An 18,867-nucleotide genomic window follows, 5' to 3' on the forward strand; every position below is an offset into this window, starting at 1 on the left:
AAATAAAATGTGAGGGGAGCAAAAGATAGTGAGTTTTTTAAATTTATTCGAGAAAAAGGAAGATCAAGTTAAAGGTTTTAATATGGGAGACAAAATAGGATATGCATTAGGAGATGTAGGTTGTGGGATGATTTTTCAGCTTATAACAACTTATTTAATGTTATTTTATACTGATATACTTGGTATAAGTCCTGCAGCAGTTGGAACATTGTTTGTAGTAGCTAGAATTTGGGATGCAATAAATGATCCAATTATGGGGTTAATAGTTGATAGAAATAATCATACTAAGTTTGGTAAATTTAGACCTTATTTAATTTTATTTGGAATACCAATGACAATAGCAGGAATTTTATGCTTTACATTTATTCCATCAATACCAGAATCAATGAAAATACCTTATGCATATGTAACATACATAGCTTTTGGAATGCTTTATACAGCAGTTAACATTCCATATGGATCATTATCATCAGTAATGACAAGCGATCCTGTGGAAAGAACTTCACTTTCTACATTTAGAAATATAGGTTCTTTAATTAGTGGAGTAGCAGTTATGGTATTAGTTCCAAATATAATATTCACAGATGGAGTAGTAACTGCAAGAGGATTCTTAATATGCTCAATAATATTTGCAATAATTTGTTCAATAAGTTTTATTTTTACTTTTAGACTTACAAGAGAAAGAATACACTTTAAGAAATCCACTGAAGAAAAAGTTACATTAACTCAAACAGTAAAGACACTGCTTAAAAATAGAGCATTTATAGGAGTAACATTAGCTTCCTTTGCTTTATCGGCAGCCATGTTTACTGGAATGTCATTAAATACATATTTATTTAAAGAGTATTTCCATAAACCAGAGCTTATAACTTTAGCTGGTATGGCAGGTATGATACCTATGCTTTTCGTTATGCCATTGATTGGAAGTTTGGTAAAGAAGTTTGGTAAAAAGGAAGTTTCAATAGTAGGTACTGTTTTAGCAACAGTAGTATACGGAATCCTATGGATGTTACCAATAACGAATCCATATATTTTTATAACTTTAACTATGATAGGTGGAATTGGAACAGGAATAGTTAGTGTACTTACTTGGGCATTAGTAGCAGATGCTATAGATTATCAAGAATACATAAGTGGAGAAAGAAGTGAAGGTTTAGTTTACTCTTCATACTCTTTATTTAGAAAATTAGCCCAAGCTATTGCTGGAGGAGTAGGTGGATTTGCCCTAGGGATATTAGGATATGAAGCTGGTGTTACAGAACAAGCAGTAGAAGTTGGAATTGGGATAAAAAATATAATGTGTGGATCTTACTTTATTGGACTAGCATTATCATTAGTAGCCTTACTATTCATATTTAATCTATCCAAGAAAAAGCTAGCAGAAGTAAATGAAAGCTTAAAGACAATGAGAGAAAATAGATAATTATATGGCTTGTGAAAACGTTTCCTAAAAACTAGTGAGTTTTGAAAGTCACGATTCCCATACTCTATATAACCCTGGATAATACAGTTTGTGTTGTTCAGGGTTATTTATTTTTAAGAATTTTTTTCCTATGTAAATGAGGTAGTTCAATAAATCCTACTTTTAGGTAAGCCGTCTAACTTAAAAGTGCGTACTTGTTAATTGAAATAGCTATTCATATAATAAGGACATAGGTGGGGAAACAAATAATGAATTTAAGGAGATATATTTATGAAGGTAGTTGCTTTTAATGGAAGTCCTAAAAAGAATGGGAATACTTATAAATCAATAGAGAGTGTAGCAAAAGAATTAGAGAAAGAAAACATTGAGGTGGAGATTATTCACGTGGGGAATAAGGTAATACGTGGATGTTTAGCTTGTGGGGGATGTAGTAGAAATAAAAATGAAAAATGCGTAATTGATAATGATGAAGTTAATGAATGGATTGGAAAGATGAAGGAAGCTGATGGAATAATATTAGGATCACCAGTTCACTATTCGGCTATTGCAGGAACTATGAAATCATTCTTAGACCGTGCTTTTCTTGTAACATCAGTAAATGATGGTATGCTTAGACATAAAGTTGGAGCAAGTGTTGTTGCTGTTAGAAGATCAGGTGGAGTTCCGGTATTCGATCAATTGAATAATTATATTAATTATTCAGAAATGTTAATGCCTACATCAAATTATTGGAATGTTGCTTATGGTAGAACTGGTCATGAGGTTCTTCAAGATAGTGAAGGAATGCAAATAATGAGAGTGCTAGGTAAGAATATGGCTTGGTTAATGAAACTTGTTGAATTTGGACAAGATAAGATTAAGGCACCAGAAAGAGAAAATAAGAATTTTATGAGTTTCATAAGATAAAAATGATAAAGATTTTAAGGAGAAGAATTAATATGACAGATAATAAAAATAGTAGAATTACTTTAAATAATGGAGTTGAGATGCCAAGATTAGGACTTGGAGTTTTCAGAGTAGAAGATAGTGAAGAATTAGTAAATGCAGTAAAGATTGCAATAAAAAATGGATATAGAAGTATAGATGGTGCAGCTATATATGGTAATGAAGAAGCTATGGGAGAGGGAATAAGAGAAGGTATAAAAGAGGCAGGAATTTCAAGAGAAGACTTATTTATAACTTCTAAGGTTTGGAATGCTGATTTAGGATACGAATCAACTATAGCGGCTTATGAAGAAAGCTTAAAGAGATTAGGTGTGGATTATTTAGACCTATACCTTATCCATTGGCCAGTAGAAGGAAAGTACAAAGAAGCTTGGAAAGCATTAGAGTATTTATATAAAGAAGGTTCTGTTAAAGCTATAGGAGTAAGTAACTTCCAAGTTCACCATCTTCAAGATTTATTAGCTGATGCTGAAATAAAGCCTGTTATAAATCAAGTAGAATTACATCCATACTTAAGCCAAGAAAAGGTTAGAGAATTCTGTAAAGAAAATGATATTCAAGTTGAAGCATGGTCACCTTTAATGGCTGGTAATGGATTATTAGAAAATGAAGTATTAAAGGAAATAGCTAACAAGCACAATAAAACAGTAGCTCAAGTAGTTTTACGTTGGGATTTACAAAGTGATGTAGTAACTATTCCTAAGTCAACAAATGAAGGAAGATTAATTCAAAATATAGATATATTTGATTTTAACTTAAGCAATGATGATATGGCTAAGATAGATAGCTTAAACAAAGATTTAAGAGTAGGACCAGATCCAGATAATTTTGATTTTTAATCTATATAAAAGGGCCTTCCAATTGTAATAATGCAATTGGAAGGTCCTTTAAAATATTATAGATCTTCAACCAGAATTTCTATTTTTACACAATACTGCTTATCATCTATAGTAGAAAGTTCATTTAGAGGATATTCCTCATAGGCATCACCACAAAGCCTTAATTTATTTTCTTCTATAAATGTAATGAGCTTTTTATAGAGATCATCTGATTCCCCATAAGCACATCTTCCATAGAGAATTACATATTTACCTTCTGGCTTATATGAATTGTTATCATTTTCAACCTTAAAATAATATCGTGCAGCTAATAATTCATCTCCAGATTTAAGATTCTCTTCAGATATAATAGCCCCAAGTGGATAACCAAGATCAAAGCCATTTTCAGCAGCAAAATCGTAAAAAGAGATAACAGAATCATATACATCATCACTAGGAATTAATGGGCCTATAAAAATAGGTTCTTTTTCTTTATATTCTATACGAATTATATTCTCATCATACTTCAGAGCATCCTCTGCCATACCCACATATAAGTCCATGATTTCAAGAGTACGTCTAAGTCTTTTCATTTCCTTTAATATATTTTTTTTCTGTGAGCTAAATAAAGAAAACATCTCCTCAGGACTACGTCTATCTACATATTTTTTAATTTCTTCTATACCAATACCAAGTTCTCTGAGAGAAAGTATTAGATATGCACTGGTAAGTTGTCTTTGAGTATAATATCTATAACCATTTTCACCACGGTATTCTGGAGATAACAACCCAATTTGATCATAATATCTTAAGTTTTCACGTTTTATACCAGTAAGACGTGAAAATTCCTTGATTTGCATATAAGAATTAGTGTTCATAGCGACCTCCGAATAAAAAAAGTATTGACATTAAAGTCACTTTAACCTTTATACTAACACTTGAGAAAAATTTCTGCAAACTTATTGACATAATGGAGGTAAAATATGAAATATTTAAAAATCTTCCTAAAAGAAAGAAAAGAAAAAGTAGCAATAACATTGCTTATGCTTTTAGGTCAAGCGGTAGGAACATTACTAATTCCATTTCTAATTGCTGGTATTGTAGACAATGGAATTTTAAAAGGTGATATGGATGCAATTCTTAATATAGGATGGAAAATGTTAATAGTTGTACTAGCAACAACTGTTGCAGCAGTTCTTGGAAGCTATTATTCAGCTGATTTAGCAGCAGTTTTTGGTTATGACATGAGAGATAAGGTTTTCCGTAAGAGTCAGGAATTATCTATTCGTGAATTTGATACTATTGGTGTTTCATCAATGATAACACGTACAACTGCAGATATTTCTAATCTTCAACAGACACTTGGATTGATCTTTCAATTAATAGTACCAACGCCACTAATTATTGGGGCATCTATTGTTATGACATCATATACTAGTGTGCCACTATCATTAATACTCATTTTAAGTGTGGTTATTTTTATTTTCTTTGCTGGAGTGGTACTTAAGAAATCAAATTATATTTCTCAAAGAGTTCAGGCAAGATTAGACCGTATTAATCAAGTAGTTAGAGAGGCGATAACTGGTATACGTGTTATACGTGCTTTTGGGAATGAAAAGTATGAGGAAGGTAGATCTAGTAAAGCTTTTGAGAAGTATGCTGGAGATATGATAAAGCTTAATAAGCTATTTGCTGTTTTAAATCCTAGCATATGGTTGATAATTGGATTATCTATGGCATCTATGATTTGGTTAGGTGGAGTACTATCTATGAAAGGTACTATGGAAATAGGACAAATTACAGCAGTTACAGAGTATTCTATTATTACATTAAGTTATCTAATACTAGCTACAACAACTAGTGTTACCCTTCCAAAAATGAAATCATGTTTGGATCGTATTAAAGAAGTATTAGATATGAATTCTGAAATACAAGATTCAAAGGCAAAACAAGGAGAAGTAAAAGTTAATGCACCAGTTGTAGAATTTAAAAAGGTATCATTCTTCTATCATGGAGCAGAGGAACCAGTTATAAAGAATCTATCATTTTCTTGTAATGAAGGTCAAACAATAGCTATTATTGGAAGTACTGGTTCTGGTAAGAGTACTATAGCGAATCTTCTTCTTAGATTGCATGATATAGATGAGGGGGAGATTAATTTATGTGGTGTAGATATACGAAGCTTACCACAAGAAGAATTAAGAAATAGAATTGGTTATATTCCTCAGAAGGCATTCTTGTTTAGTGGAACAATTGAGGACAACCTTAGAATGGGTGATAAAGAAGCAACTATAGAAGATATGAAGAGAGCATTAATGATATCTCAATCAGAATCATTTGTAGATAAATTACCTATGGGTCTAGAAGCACCAGTTTCGCAAGGTGGATCTAACTTCTCAGGTGGACAGAAACAACGTTTGGCTATTGCAAGAGCACTTATAAAGAAAGTACCAGTGTATATTTTTGATGATAGTTTTTCTGCTTTAGACTCAAAAACTGATTCTGAACTTCGTAAAGCATTAAAAGAAAATATGAAAGAAGCAGTTAAGATAATAATTGCTCAGAAAGTAAGCACAATTATGGATGCAGATCAAATCCTTGTAATGGATGAAGGAAAACTTGTGGGTATTGGAAATCATGAGACACTAATGAAAAATTGTTCTGTATATCAGGCTATTGCAAACAGTCAGATGAAGGTAAAGGAGGTTTAAATCTATGAAGAAAAATGATGAGAAAGATAAGGATATATTATCCAGTGAAGATATTCCTCAAAATACAAGAAAGACAATTAAGGGATTAGCAAAGAGATTAGGTAGCCAGTATAAAAAGCTACTAGTTGTAGGTATATCAGTAATACTTAGCAGTGCAGCTTATGCAGCCATACCACTTATGATTGGAAAAGCTATTGATAACCTAGTAAATGCAATACGTGTTTTTGATGGATCTATGAGCATTTTATCAACTGTGACTAATGCATTAGCTATGCCAATTTTAATATTAGTAGGACTTTCTATATTTAATACCTTACTAACATATATGCAACAGTATATAATTGCTAGCGTTGGTGAAAATTTAACACTATCTCTACGTAGGGAGATAAGTGAAAAAATAAATAAACTTCCACTTAGTTATTTTGATACTCACAAAACAGGAGAAGTTATGAGTAAGGTTACAAATGACCTTGAAAAAGTATCATTAGTTATGCAAGTAGGATTCATGCAGTTTATAACTTCTGCTTTAACAATTACATTTACTATTATTGCTATGTTTTTATTAAATCCCAAATTAACTATTTTAGTTCTTATATTCTTAGCAATCAGTACTATTGCAACAAACTTTGTATCTAAACTTAGTCAACGCTATTATGCAGAGAACTTTGCGGCAATGGATACATTAAGTGGTAAAGTTGAAGAAGTTTATTCAGGTAATTCTGTTATTAAGGTGTTTAATCAACAGAATGATACTATTGAAGAAGTTTCTAAGCTTAATAAAAATCAGTTTGAAGCAAATAGAAAAGCACAGTTTGTTGATTTTGCAATATATCCAACTATAAGACTTTTAAATCAATTAGGTTTTGTTACAACAGCAATTGTAGGGGGGATTATGACAATTAATGGTCATATTTCCTTAGGTGGTATTCAAGCATTTTTACAATATGTAAACCAAGTTTCTGAACCTATTACTGTAGCAGCTTATGTTATTATGTCACTACAATCTGCTATAGCTGGAGCTGAGAGAGTTTTTGAATTCCTAGATGAAGAGGAAGAAGTTAAAGATAAGGAATCTAGTAACCTTACAATATCTCATGGAAGAGTGAAGTTTGAGAATGTAAAATTCGGATATACACCAGAGAGAACTTTAATTAAGGATTTGAATTTAGAAGTAAAACCTAATGAAATGGTAGCTATTGTTGGACCAACTGGTGGAGGTAAGAGTACATTAATTAATTTAATTATGCGTTTTTATGAGTTAAATGGTGGAGCAATCTCAATTGATGGTGTTAACATTACTGATATTCCTCGTAGTGAATTACGTAGACAAATTGGTATGGTACTTCAAGATACTTGGTTATTTAAAGGAACAATAGCTGAAAATATTTCTTATGGTAAGATGGATGCTACAAGAGAGGAAATTGTAGAAGCAGCTAAAGCAGCTTGCTGTGATCATTTTATTCGTACACTTCCAGATGGGTATGACACTGTAATTTCTAGTGAGACATCTACTATATCTCAAGGACAGATGCAACTATTAACTATTGCTCGTGCAATGCTGACAAGTCCTGCAATTATGATATTAGATGAAGCTACCTCTAGTGTAGATACAAGAACAGAGGTGGAAATTCAAAAGGCTTTAACAAGACTTATGAAGGATAAGACAAGCTTTGTTATAGCTCATAGATTATCAACTATCCAAAATGCAGATATGATTTTAGTTGTAAGAGATGGGGATATAGTGGAGAGAGGAAATCATGAAAGTCTTCTAGCCCAAGATGGATTCTATGCTTCTCTTTATTACAGTCAGTTTGAAGTAAGTAAAGATGTAATATAAAATAGGACTCTTATATTTCTTTGAAGGCTAAAGCTCCCAGAGGGAGTAGGCTTAAAAAGAGATATAAGAGTCTTTGTTTTAGGTTACATTAGATATACTTATTTTTTATTTTTTGATCTAAAAGTTAAAAGTGTTGAATTATCTTCTACTTCAATTAGTTTACTTTTACTAATTCCAATTTTCTGTGAAAGATATATGCCAGTATGGGCAGAAAACATATAGCTAACGGCACAAGTAATAAATACAAAAATAAGTCCTTTAGAACCAAACATTTCTAAACTTAATACAAAGGAAGCCATTGGAGTATTGGTTGCTCCAGCAAAAACTCCTATTAGTCCTAGTGCTGCCAAAAATGAAGGAGACATATGGAGTAAATTTGATAAAGAATTTCCAAGAGTTGAGCCAATTACAAACAATGGGGTAACTTCTCCTCCTTGAAAACCAGTTCCTAAAGTGATAGAAGTAAATAAAAGTTTTCCTAAGAATGTAAGAGGAGGAACATGGCCAGTAAATGACTCAGAAATAAGTGGTGTACTTAATCCAAGAAAGTCTCTTGTTCCAATTAAATATACTAAACCTATAAGGAGTATACCTCCAATAAAGCTCTTTATTACTGGATTCTTGAATCTTTCTGAAAATAATTCTTTTAGTTTGTGGGTTAATTCACTAAATAGCTTACTAGTTAAGCCAAATAAAATTGCTGCAAAGATCACTTTAATTATTGTAGTTAATGTTAATTCTGGAATTCCTACAACATTATAGTGAGTATGATGCACACCTAAGAAAGACACCATGAAATCTCCAACAATACTTGCAGTAAGAGCTGGAATTAAAGCTTCATAACTCATAAGACCAAGTGCAGCAACTTCAAGTCCGAAAATTGTACCTGCAAGGGGTGTACCAAATACAGAAGCAAAACCGCTACTTATTCCTGCCATAAGTATAATTCTATTATCTACCTTGTCTAACTTTAATAATTTACCTATAGCTTCAGCTATACTAGCACCTATTTGAACACCTGTACCTTCTCTTCCAGCAGAACCTCCAAATAAATGAGTGATAACAGTTCCAAAGAAAACTAAAGGTGCCATAGAAAAAGGGACGTTACCAATACCATCATTTATTTTTTCAATAATTAAATTATTACCCTTCGAAGAGCTTTTGCCGTATTTTACATATAGATGACTAACAAGAGCACCTCCAAGTGGAAGAAAGAATAGGAGCCATGTATATTTCATACGCAAATCTGTAGCTAGCTCTAGGCTTTTTAAAAAGAGAGCTGCAGTAGATCCAGTAAAAATACCAACTATTGTGCCAACAACAATCCATTTTATAAATGATAGACTTAAAATTGCACTAGCACTCAACTTATTTAATATTTCTTTTTTATTACTTTTCATATTATAAATTCCTTTCATTTATCCTAAGAGACTTGATTAATAAATATATTTTGTATAAGTAAACAACAAAAAACTCCTACAAAATAACAATTATAATAATTGCTATTTTGTAGGAGTCATCAGCTTTACGCATTTAATGGCGAACTCCATCGCCTCCAGTTTTATTTAATAATATTAACACGGATTCTGAGATTTGTATATAGGTTTATAATATATGAAGGGAAAACTTATTTTTTTTAAATCTGTTTCCTGTATTGGAGTATACTAGTAGAAATATTATCGAAGCAATAAACAGAGTAATTCCAATATTAAATAATATTTTCATCATTAGAATATCACTTAACAGGAATAATGATATGCAAAAAGCAATCATAAACATAAATTTACCCATAAATTTACACAAGGATAAGGTGTCATAATTTTCTTTTTCTTCTTCACTCATTGTATTAAATCCTGCTATTAAAAAGGACCATTTACCAAATGAGAACATGGTACCAATGAGGATAAATAAACTAATCATTAATATTACACCAATCATAAAATCACCTCAAATTAAGTTATATAAACTATGGTTTTATATAACTTATTATAGCTTGTATCATATTCTACTTAAATTATTTTGCAAGGAATTAGTGGACACCTATTTAAATAGCAATTGATCAATATATATTCCAATATTTGTATACAAGATTTATAATATATGGAGGCTATATGTTTGTAAACAATCTTCATATAATCTTTAAATTAAATTGATATAATGTACTTTTAATAAGTAGATTTAAGTAATTTTATAATAGTTGAAATTAATTGTGAGGTGAAATGGGATGGATAGGGTTTTAATAATTGAAGATGAAGAAAGAGTAGCAGAGGTATTAAAAGCATACTTAGAGAAAGAAGGATATGAAGTATACTGTGCTACAAAAGGGTTAAAAGGTATAGAAATTTTCAAGTCAATGGAAATAAAATTAATAATACTTGATTTAATGCTTCCTGACATAAGAGGGGAAGAAATATGCAAAGTTATAAGAGAAACTTCAGATACCCATATTTTTATGCTAACAGCAAAAGGGTCATTAGAAGATAGAATAGATGGATTTAATATAGGTGCAGATGAATATTTAGTTAAGCCTTTTAGTCCTAGAGAACTGACAGCTAGGGTTAATGCACTCTTTAGGAGATTAGATACAAGCAATAATACTTTAAATAATACCTCGGATTTGTTATTTAATGATAGAAGATTGAGTGTTGATTATGATAAAAGAACTGTAAAGATTAATGATAAAGAAGTATCTTTCACACCAAATGAATTTGATATATTATATCAACTTATATTAAATAAGGGAAAAGTTTTATCAAGAGAACAGCTTATAAGTAAAGTATTTGGAATGGATTTTGAGGGATACGATAGAACCGTTGATGTACATATAAAAAATATTCGCAAGAAGATAGAAGAGGATAGGAAGAATCCTAAATATATTATTACAGTTATGAAAGTAGGCTACAAGTTTGGTGGTGAGAATTAAATGAGGACATTAAGAGGAAGGTTAGGTATTTTGTTTGTAGTTTGCTCTATAGCTGCAATATTACTAATTGCCCTATTTGTAAATATAACAATAAACAGTAAATTTAATGAATACATATCAAATATTCAAGAGAAAAGATATGAAAGAATAGTTGCTTCTTTTGAAGAAGTATATAAGAGTCAAGGGACTTGGGATGAGCGTTCTGGCAGTGAGTTAATACATGAGGCACATATGGGAAATTATTGTTTATCCCTAATGGATAATAATAAAAAACTTATATGGGGCATGGATCCTAATACTTTAAAAGCTAATAATACCCTAAACACAATGGTGGTGAAAGATAAGGGGGTATATAATACTAAAACTTTCGAAATTAAATCTGAAGGAGAGGTAGTAGGATATGTAGAAATTGGACATTATTCATCCATACTTCTATCTGAGGAGGATATAAACTTTAAGATATCAATAAATAAAAGCATTATTGCTAGTGGTATTCTAACACTTCTAATTATTATAGTAATAAGTCTTTATTTTTCAAAGCAGTTTTCAAGACCAATTAAGGAGGTAGCAAATATGTCAGTGAACTTATCACAAGGCAATTTTGATACTAAGTCAAATATTGAAAGTAATATTGAAGAATTAGAAAGTTTACGAGGGAGTTTTAACATACTAGCTGATAAATTAAAATATCAAGATACCCTTAGAAAAAGATTAGTTTCTGATATATCCCATGAGATTAGAACTCCATTAAATATATTGCAAAACAATCTTGAAGCTATGATAGATGGTGTCTTTCCTGTTACTAATGAAAGATTAAATTACCTTAATGATGAGGTAATAAGGTTTGGAGAACTTCTAAACAATTTGAATATTTTAAAAGAATTTGAATCTGAAAGTATAAAGTTTAATTTTCAGTCAATAAATTTAGAGGAAATCCTTATAGATATATGCAAGGATTTTGAAGGAATATCAGAAAATAAAGGAATTAAATTGATATGTAGAATTGCAGAGAATGAGGATTACAGAATAACCGGAGATAGAAATAAATTAAAACAAGTATTTATTAACTTATTATCTAATGCAATTAAATTTACTAATAAAGATGGGGAAGTTTTTGTTAGCTTATATATTAAAGGCAAAAATATTATAGTAGAAGTAAAAGATAATGGAGTGGGGATTAAAAAAGAAGATTTACCTTTTGTATTTGAAAGACTTTATAGAGGGGATAAAAGCAGAAGTCAAATAGAAGGAAGTGGAATTGGTTTAACTATAGCAAAAAGTATATTACAGGTTCATCATGCAAAGATTACTGTTAAAAGTGAAGAGGGGAAAGGTGCTGCTTTTAAAATTTACTTTAGTAAAATATAAAGTGATTAAGTTTTCTTCATATGTTCTTCATATAAATTATATACAATTCAGTTAGAGTAAATTATTTATCATTTAAAAATAATTGAAGGATAATAATTAACAATTGTTATGTGATATTAAAAGAATATAGGAGGTATGTATGAATTGTCATGGAGATAAGAAAGGAAATCAGAAGCATAGTTCATTGAAACATATGTTACATATGGTTCTATGCTGTGGACTACCTATACTTATAGTAGGACTTTTACCTTTAGTATCAAAAGTTAGTACTAACGCAGGTAGAGTATTATCGATAATAGCACCATTTATATGTCCAATCATGATGGTTTTCATGATCTTAATGATGATTAGAGGAAATAAAGAGTCAAGATGTTGCGATAATTCAAAGCAGGATACTAATAATAGAGATGTATAAAAATTAAATAATCCGGTAGGATGATATTAAATTTAACATACAGAAGAAGCTTTAAGAAGGAGAAATAATCTAAGATAAGAGTATTTCTCCTTTATTTTTAGAGGATAGTAATTCTATTAAAGGGGGGCAAAGTGAGTACTAAAAGGGAAAAAATAAAAGTTTATGACATGACATGCACTTCCTGTGAGGGGAAGGTAGAAAGATCATTAATAAAATTTGAAGGTGTGGTTAGTGTAAAAGCAAATCATAGGGCTCAAGAGGTAATAGTTGAGTATGATAGTGAGCTTTGCCAAAGAAGTTGGATTAAAGAAAGGATAAAGTTAATAGGTTACAGTGTTGAGAAATCCATTGATTATAAGATTATAGGAATATTTATTGTGGCAGCTTCTATAATACTTTTGGGAAGTTCAACAAATGGTTTTGATATGAATGCTAAACTTAATGGAGCATCATATTTTATACTCTTTGTAGTAGGTATGCTAACCTCAATTCATTGTGTAGGGATGTGCGGAGGAATTATGCTCTCACAAAGCATATCAAAGGTAAGAACAAATAGATTTCACTCTATAGGCCCTGCATTAATGTATAATGTTGGCAGGATTGTGGCCTATACCTTAATAGGAGGAATTGTAGGGGCTGTAGGTTCAGTAGTGTCTATTTCACTAGCTGCAAAGGCAACCATGCAAATATTTGCTGCAATATTTATGATTATTATGGGCCTTAATATGGCTGGATTTAGAATATTTTCCAAGTTTAATATTAAACTTAAATTACCTAGGCTTTCAGTGAAAAATAGGACTAAAATGCCCTTCTTAATTGGAATGTTAAACGGATTAATGCCTTGTGGGCCACTTCAAACTATGCAGTTATATGCTTTAGGTACTGGAAGTGCAGTAAAAGGTGCACTATCAATGCTTTTATTTGGCTTAGGAACAGTTCCATTAATGTTAACTTTTGGAGCATTATCTGGACTTTTAAGCAAGGGTTATACAAAAAAGATACTAAAGATGAGTGGATTTTTAGTAATTATCCTAGGTCTGATCATGGGAAATAGAGCTCTTGCTCTTTCAGGAATAGGTGGAATAGATATTGTACAGTTAGGAAAAAAAATTATATTCAAATCTTCAACTCAGTCTGATATTAGCAAAGCTATTCTTAAAGATGATATTCAAGAGTTAACTATGATAGTAGATGGAAGTGGCTTTACTCCCAATATCCTTTATGTTAAGAAAAATGTACCAGTAAAATGGATTGTAAAAGGAGATGCTATAAATCCATGCAACAATGCAATTGTTATTCCATCATTAAATAAGCAGTATAATGTTAAACCAGGGGAAAATGTAATAGAATTTACACCTGGTGATAAGGATATAAATTTCAGCTGTTGGATGGGGATGATTAAAGGAACAATCAAAGTAACAGATAACTTAGATACCATTGATACATCTGAATCCATTTCTTCGGCAGAAGATGAGAAAGTACCTAGTATTTTTGGAGATGATTTAACCTTAGTACCTACTGAGAGAATAGTTAAGAAGGCTAATTTAGAGGATAATATCCAAAGAATTAAAATAAAAGGAATTGGCTATGAGTTTGAACCATTGATAATAATTGCAAATAAGGATAAGAATATGAAGATTTCACTTGACTTAAGGGCTTTTGATAATCCAGAAGAAAAATTCAATATAATTGACAGTAATACTAAAGAAACAGTAGCTTCTATAGAGGGAAAGAAGGATATAGTAGTGCAGGATGTACTATTTGAAAGGGAGGGGGCTTTTGTAATAACAAGTGAAAGAAATGTTTTAACTGTTATCCTTGTAGTGAATGAAATAAATACTGTAGACTTGGAGGCTGTTAGAGAAGAGTATTTAAATACAAAATAAATGGATTTAATATTCATAGAATTAACATAAGTATATTTAAAATGATTATATAGGGAGGGATTTATATGGGAACAAATAAAGAAAATAATAAAGGATCAAAGAAACAGAAAGGTGTAACTAAGGAAGAAAGAAACATAAAAAATGGATATGAAAAGCCAATAATACTAGGGATATTAGGAGTAGTATTAGTAATAGCATTAGTAATAGCAGGTAATTTTCTTTTTGGAGAAAAAAATAATAATGATAGCAAAGTAAGTGGTACCAACAGTAACAAGGATGAAAGTCCTAAGACAAGCTCAGCAAATATAGAAGCAGGAATAGAGATTAAAAAAGAAGAAGTAACAGAGAAAGCAAAATTTTATTCCTATGAAAAAGATGGTATTACAATGGAGGTTCTAGCTGTAAAAGCAAAGGATGGAACAGTAAGAACTGCCCTTAATACATGTCAAGTTTGTTATTCTTCGGGAAAAGGGTATTATATTCAGAAAGGTAATGAACTAGAATGTCAAAACTGTGGTAATAGATTTATGCCAAATAATGTAGGAATAGCAAAAGGTGGGTGTAATCCAGTACCTATTCCAAATGGAAGTAAGACTGATGATAACACAACTATAAAAATAGATAAAAGCTATTTAAATAAAAACAAAGCATACTTTAGTAATTGGAAAGCTTAATATCTGATATACAATACTCTCCTTTTGCTTACTAGTTAAGAAAAGAATGCCTACTTCTTTATTAGCTGAAATAATTATATAATAAGTATATAAATAGTAAAAATATTTAGAGAAGGAGAGTAATTCTATGAAGAAAGAAATAGAGGTATTTGATTATGCCAGTGAAATTATGAAAGCTGTAAAATCAGGTGCATTGGTAACGACAAAGGTAGGGGATAAAGTTAATTCCATGACTGTTTCCTGGGGAACTCTTGGTATTGAATGGGGAAAGGCTATTTTCACAATTTTTGTAAGAGAACATCGTTTTACAAAAGAGCAACTTGATAAAAATCCTGAATTCACTGTAAACATACCAGTTGGCGACTTTAATAAAAAAATATTAGGTCTATGTGGAACAAAATCAGGCCGTGATATTGATAAGATTAGTGAACTTAATTTATCCCTTGAAGAATCTAAAAGCATTTCAGTTCCAGGGATAAAAGAACTTCCATTAACACTTGAATGTAAGGTTATATATAAACAAAAACAAGACAAGAATCAGATTACGGAAGAAAATTTAAAAGCATGCTATCCACAAGATGTAGATAGTTCATTCCATGGAGCAAATAAAGATTTCCATATAGCTTACTATGGTGAAATAGTTAATGCCTATATAATTGAATAGTTTTCTAAATTTAAATATAGAAATGAAAAAAGTAGCCCTATAATAGGGCTACTTTTTTACTTTATAATAAATATCTTTGCAGAGAGATTTATAAATTACCACTATTTACTGCCGATTAAAGTGATTAACTTATTTGAATTATTTAATTCTGTAATATTTTCAAAACCAGCTAGATCCAGATCACTTAATATACTTTCTTTTGATACAAAGTGGTGGTGCATACCTTCTCGCCAATCACAAATTAAGATCTTACCATTATCCTTTAATAGCCTTTTTACATCTTTTAATAGCTTTATAGGATCTTTAAGTTCATGATGAACTGTAACCATGAATACTAAGTCAGCAGTATTTTCGGATAAAGGTATCTCATTTTCAGTCATTACTGCTACAGATAGTCTACCATTTAAATGATCCTTTCTATTTTCATTAACCCAGTTAATCATTTCTTCTGAAATATCAAATCCAAATCCTTTGGACTCAGGTAGTTTATTCAAAAAAACTTCAGAGAATAAGCCTGTACCTACACCAATATCTACGATTGTACTGTTACTAGGTAATTTTAATTCTTCTATAATTTCATCTATATTAATTAGGTTTAATCTTTCAGGGTTATTTAATTTATCTAACTTTTTAATATCAAATTTATGGTTATTCATACTTCCATAATCTCCTTTATATATACTATATTTCTTTCATATAAATTATAATAACTTGATTTCACTTAGATTTCAGTGACTAAGTTACATAAAGAATTAAAAAAGTTAATGTTCAGTTAATGTAGCATGTGTATATTTTAAATATTCTTAAGAGGAGGGAAATTATGCTTACATTAAAAAACGTTAAAAAAAGTTATATAACAGGAGATTTTACACAAGTAGCGTTAGATGGCGTATCTTTGAAATTTAGAGAAAATGAATTTGTAGCTATATTAGGGCCAAGTGGATCAGGAAAAACAACATGCCTAAATGTTATTGGTGGCCTTGATAAATATGACTCAGGTGATTTAATTATTAATGGTAAATCAACAAAGGAATTTGCAGATTCTGAATGGGATTCATATAGAAATAATAGTATAGGATTTATATTCCAAAGTTACAACCTAATAGGACATTTAGATATAGTATCAAATGTTGAGATGGGAATGACTTTAAGTGGAGTAGATAATAAAACTAAAAGGGAAAAGGCCCTTGAAGTTCTTGAAAGAGTAGGCTTAAAAGACCATATACACAAAAAGCCTAATCAACTATCAGGAGGTCAGATGCAAAGAGTTGCAATTGCAAGAGCTTTAGCAAATGATCCAGATATAATTCTTGCAGATGAGCCTACGGGTGCACTAGATACAAAAACAAGTGTACAAATAATGGAACTAATAAAGGAGATATCAAAAGAAAAATTAGTTATAATGGTTACTCATAATCCAGAATTAGCTGAGGATTATGCAGATAGAATTGTAGAGTTTAGGGATGGAAATATAATATCAGATTCCAATCCCCTAGATACTGAAAGTAAAAAGGAAGAATATTCATTAAAGAAAACAAGCATGAACTTTTTCACAGCTTTAAAATTATCAGGGATGAATATAAGAACTAAAAAGGGAAGAACATTTTTAACAGCCCTTGCTTCAAGTATTGGTATTATAGGAATAGCTATTATACTTAGTTTATCAAATGGATTTGATGCAAAAATATCAGAGATGCAAGAAGATGCATTATCAGAATATCCAATTACTATTTCTAGACAAGCCCAAGAAATTAGTAAAGAAGCTATGGAATCTAGAAGAGAAGAAATGAAAGAAAAAGCTACAGGTGCTACTGAATATGTAGACTCAGATGAAGTTTACTTGTATGATTCAAGTGAAAATACAATAACACATACAAATAAAATTTCAGAAGAATATATAGAGTATATCAAAGAAATAGATCCAGAAGTTGTTGATACTATAGGATATACAAGAATAGCATCTATGAATCTTTTGAGAAAATTTGATGATAAAATAGAGCCTATAACATTTAGCGCTAGTGATAAAAGTAAAGGCAATTCACCACAAATGGGATCAAGCTTATCTTCTTATCCAAGTTCTATAAAAGAAGATAATAATATATCTTTTATAGAAAAAAACTATGACTTATTAGAAGGGGAATACCCTAAGTCAAAAACTGATTTAGTACTTATAGTTGATTCTAAAAACAGAGTAGATTTAAATGCCATGAAAAACCTTGGAATAGATACAACTGATTTAGAAAGTATTAAATTCAAGGATTTAGTAGGTATGGAATTCAAGTTAATATCAAATAATGATTTTTATGAAAAGACACAAATGAATACTTACATGCCATCAAAAGATTATGAAAAAATGTACAACTCAAATGACTCAGTTAAATTAACTTTAAGTGGTATAGTACGTGTTAAAGAAGATTCAGGTATTTCTATGATAGGTGAAGGAATAGCTTATAGTGATGATTTAACTGAATTAGTTATAGAAAAAGCTAAAGAATCTGATATAGTAAAGGCACAAAAAGAGGCAGATTATAATGTAATATCAAGAGAAGTTATTGATGAAGAAACTAAGAAAAACTTAGTAGCACATTTTGGCGGAGATGAGACTCCATATGCAATTATGTTATATCCAAATAGCTTTGAAAAGAAAGATCAAGTTATATCATATTTAGATAATTACAATGAAGACAAGTCATCTGAGGATAAAATAGTATATACTGATTTATCAAAGGTATTATCAGATATGACTGGTGGAATTATGGATGGAATAACTATAGTTTTAGTTGCATTTGCTGCTACATCATTAGTTGTATCTTTAATAATGGTAGGTATTATAACATATATATCAGTACTAGAAAGAACTAAAGAAATAGGTGTATTAAGAGCTTTAGGAGCTAGAAAGAAAGACATTACTAGAGTATTTAATGCTGAAACCTTTATAATAGGAACTGGTTCAGGATTATTAGGTATATCAATTGCATGGTTACTTACAATACCAATAAATAATATTTTATATAAAATGACAGACTTAGAATCAGTAGCGAAGCTAAATCCTGTACATGCATTATCTTTATTAATAATAAGTGTTACCCTTACTATGTTAGGTGGATGGATACCATCAAAAATGGCAGCTAGAAAAAACCCGGTAGAAGCGCTTAGAAGTGAATAGAAAATAATTATAAAGGCTATCTTAAATTATTACTTAA

16 protein-coding genes and 1 riboswitch are annotated in these 18,867 nt (G+C 30.5%); of the genes, 12 read left to right on the plus strand and 4 right to left on the minus strand.

The genetic code is table 11. From position 1 onward, the window contains the following. Positions 1-28 precede the first annotated feature (28 nt). The 3 genes from ACSYT2_RS02585 (at position 29) to ACSYT2_RS02595 (ending at position 3,207) form a co-directional block, all read left to right on the plus strand. The gene (locus tag ACSYT2_RS02585; protein ID WP_438383260.1) at positions 29-1,423 is read left to right on the plus strand and encodes an MFS transporter; all 1,395 of its coding nucleotides are present in this window, start codon (positions 29-31) and stop codon (positions 1,421-1,423) included. A 270-nt stretch (positions 1,424-1,693) separates the two neighbouring features. After that, positions 1,694-2,329 (plus strand): flavodoxin family protein, encoded by a 636-nt coding sequence (locus ACSYT2_RS02590; RefSeq protein WP_438383263.1) that lies wholly within the window; start codon positions 1,694-1,696, stop codon positions 2,327-2,329. Positions 2,330-2,361: 32 nt separating this feature from the next. Then, entirely contained in the window at positions 2,362-3,207 is an 846-nt protein-coding gene (locus ACSYT2_RS02595; protein WP_438383264.1) for an aldo/keto reductase, read from the plus strand. 56 nt (positions 3,208-3,263) lie between these two features. On the opposite strand, the gene ACSYT2_RS02600 is transcribed toward ACSYT2_RS02595, so the two are convergent. After that, the gene (locus tag ACSYT2_RS02600) at positions 3,264-4,064 is read right to left on the minus strand and encodes a MerR family transcriptional regulator (protein ID WP_438383265.1); all 801 of its coding nucleotides are present in this window, start codon (positions 4,062-4,064) and stop codon (positions 3,264-3,266) included. A gap of 105 nt (positions 4,065-4,169) precedes the next feature. Here ACSYT2_RS02600 and ACSYT2_RS02605 point away from each other — a divergent pair, with 105 nt between their 5' ends. Together ACSYT2_RS02605 and ACSYT2_RS02610 are read left to right on the plus strand one after the other, a co-directional pair. Continuing rightward, entirely contained in the window at positions 4,170-5,897 is a 1,728-nt protein-coding gene (locus tag ACSYT2_RS02605) for an ABC transporter ATP-binding protein (protein ID WP_438383267.1), read from the plus strand. A 4-nt stretch (positions 5,898-5,901) separates the two neighbouring features. After that, a complete protein-coding gene (locus ACSYT2_RS02610; protein WP_438383269.1) occupies positions 5,902-7,734 on the plus strand; it encodes an ABC transporter ATP-binding protein in 1,833 nt (610 codons plus the stop codon). Positions 7,735-7,832: 98 nt separating this feature from the next. Here the strand turns inward: ACSYT2_RS02610 and ACSYT2_RS02615 are convergent, their stop codons facing one another. Both ACSYT2_RS02615 and ACSYT2_RS02620 read right to left on the minus strand, forming a co-directional pair. After that, on the minus strand, positions 7,833-9,134 hold the full coding sequence (locus ACSYT2_RS02615) for a voltage-gated chloride channel family protein (protein ID WP_438383271.1): 1,302 nt from the start codon (positions 9,132-9,134) through the stop codon (positions 7,833-7,835). A 103-nt stretch (positions 9,135-9,237) separates the two neighbouring features. Continuing rightward, a riboswitch (Fluoride riboswitch) is annotated at positions 9,238-9,297 on the minus strand. A 42-nt stretch (positions 9,298-9,339) separates the two neighbouring features. Beyond that, on the minus strand, positions 9,340-9,672 hold the full coding sequence (locus ACSYT2_RS02620; RefSeq protein WP_438383273.1) for a DUF3784 domain-containing protein: 333 nt from the start codon (positions 9,670-9,672) through the stop codon (positions 9,340-9,342). A 286-nt stretch (positions 9,673-9,958) separates the two neighbouring features. Here ACSYT2_RS02620 and ACSYT2_RS02625 point away from each other — a divergent pair, with 286 nt between their 5' ends. The 6 genes from ACSYT2_RS02625 to ACSYT2_RS02650 all read left to right on the plus strand — a co-directional run bounded on the left by ACSYT2_RS02625 (position 9,959) and on the right by ACSYT2_RS02650 (position 15,664). Further along, the gene (locus tag ACSYT2_RS02625) at positions 9,959-10,657 is read left to right on the plus strand and encodes a response regulator transcription factor (protein ID WP_438383275.1); all 699 of its coding nucleotides are present in this window, start codon (positions 9,959-9,961) and stop codon (positions 10,655-10,657) included. Continuing rightward, positions 10,658-12,025, plus strand: coding sequence for a sensor histidine kinase (locus tag ACSYT2_RS02630; RefSeq protein ID WP_438383277.1), 1,368 nt, complete (start codon positions 10,658-10,660; stop codon positions 12,023-12,025). It abuts the gene before it with no gap. 139 nt (positions 12,026-12,164) lie between these two features. Next, complete coding sequence (locus ACSYT2_RS02635; RefSeq protein WP_438383279.1) at positions 12,165-12,440, plus strand: hypothetical protein; 276 nt, start codon at positions 12,165-12,167, stop codon at positions 12,438-12,440. A gap of 131 nt (positions 12,441-12,571) precedes the next feature. Further along, positions 12,572-14,326, plus strand: a complete 1,755-nt coding sequence (locus tag ACSYT2_RS02640) for an urease accessory protein UreH domain-containing protein (RefSeq protein ID WP_438383280.1) — start codon at positions 12,572-12,574, stop codon at positions 14,324-14,326. 65 nt (positions 14,327-14,391) lie between these two features. Beyond that, positions 14,392-15,000: a DUF2318 domain-containing protein gene (locus tag ACSYT2_RS02645; RefSeq protein ID WP_438383282.1), complete on the plus strand. Its 609-nt coding sequence runs from the start codon at positions 14,392-14,394 to the stop codon at positions 14,998-15,000. 127 nt (positions 15,001-15,127) lie between these two features. Beyond that, positions 15,128-15,664: a flavin reductase family protein gene (locus ACSYT2_RS02650; protein ID WP_438383283.1), complete on the plus strand. Its 537-nt coding sequence runs from the start codon at positions 15,128-15,130 to the stop codon at positions 15,662-15,664. A 101-nt stretch (positions 15,665-15,765) separates the two neighbouring features. On the opposite strand, the gene ACSYT2_RS02655 is transcribed toward ACSYT2_RS02650, so the two are convergent. Further along, the gene (locus ACSYT2_RS02655) at positions 15,766-16,320 is read right to left on the minus strand and encodes a class I SAM-dependent methyltransferase (protein WP_438383284.1); all 555 of its coding nucleotides are present in this window, start codon (positions 16,318-16,320) and stop codon (positions 15,766-15,768) included. Between the two features lie 164 nt (positions 16,321-16,484). Here ACSYT2_RS02655 and ACSYT2_RS02660 point away from each other — a divergent pair, with 164 nt between their 5' ends. After that, positions 16,485-18,830 (plus strand): ABC transporter ATP-binding protein/permease, encoded by a 2,346-nt coding sequence (locus ACSYT2_RS02660; protein ID WP_438383286.1) that lies wholly within the window; start codon positions 16,485-16,487, stop codon positions 18,828-18,830. Positions 18,831-18,867: the final 37 nt, after the last annotated feature.

It is taken from the genome of Clostridium zhoujianii (assembly GCF_051590805.1).
Taxonomy (GTDB): Bacteria; Bacillota; Clostridia; order Clostridiales; family Clostridiaceae; genus Clostridium.

What these genes read in the sequence shown, in the direction of transcription:
- ACSYT2_RS02590 (WP_438383263.1), top strand. Translation starts at nt 1,694, where the DNA reads ATGAAGGTAGTTGCTTTTAATGGAAGTCCTAAAAAGAATGGGAATACT.
- ACSYT2_RS02595 (WP_438383264.1), top strand. Translation starts at nt 2,362, where the DNA reads ATGACAGATAATAAAAATAGTAGAATTACTTTAAATAATGGAGTTGAG.
- ACSYT2_RS02600 (WP_438383265.1), bottom strand. Translation starts at nt 4,064, where the DNA reads ATGAACACTAATTCTTATATGCAAATCAAGGAATTTTCACGTCTTACT.
- ACSYT2_RS02605 (WP_438383267.1), top strand. Translation starts at nt 4,170, where the DNA reads ATGAAATATTTAAAAATCTTCCTAAAAGAAAGAAAAGAAAAAGTAGCA.
- ACSYT2_RS02610 (WP_438383269.1), top strand. Translation starts at nt 5,902, where the DNA reads ATGAAGAAAAATGATGAGAAAGATAAGGATATATTATCCAGTGAAGAT.
- ACSYT2_RS02615 (WP_438383271.1), bottom strand. Translation starts at nt 9,134, where the DNA reads ATGAAAAGTAATAAAAAAGAAATATTAAATAAGTTGAGTGCTAGTGCA.
- ACSYT2_RS02620 (WP_438383273.1), bottom strand. Translation starts at nt 9,672, where the DNA reads ATGATTGGTGTAATATTAATGATTAGTTTATTTATCCTCATTGGTACC.
- ACSYT2_RS02625 (WP_438383275.1), top strand. Translation starts at nt 9,959, where the DNA reads ATGGATAGGGTTTTAATAATTGAAGATGAAGAAAGAGTAGCAGAGGTA.
- ACSYT2_RS02630 (WP_438383277.1), top strand. Translation starts at nt 10,658, where the DNA reads ATGAGGACATTAAGAGGAAGGTTAGGTATTTTGTTTGTAGTTTGCTCT.
- ACSYT2_RS02635 (WP_438383279.1), top strand. Translation starts at nt 12,165, where the DNA reads ATGAATTGTCATGGAGATAAGAAAGGAAATCAGAAGCATAGTTCATTG.
- ACSYT2_RS02645 (WP_438383282.1), top strand. Translation starts at nt 14,392, where the DNA reads ATGGGAACAAATAAAGAAAATAATAAAGGATCAAAGAAACAGAAAGGT.
- ACSYT2_RS02650 (WP_438383283.1), top strand. Translation starts at nt 15,128, where the DNA reads ATGAAGAAAGAAATAGAGGTATTTGATTATGCCAGTGAAATTATGAAA.
- ACSYT2_RS02655 (WP_438383284.1), bottom strand. Translation starts at nt 16,320, where the DNA reads ATGAATAACCATAAATTTGATATTAAAAAGTTAGATAAATTAAATAAC.
- ACSYT2_RS02660 (WP_438383286.1), top strand. Translation starts at nt 16,485, where the DNA reads ATGCTTACATTAAAAAACGTTAAAAAAAGTTATATAACAGGAGATTTT.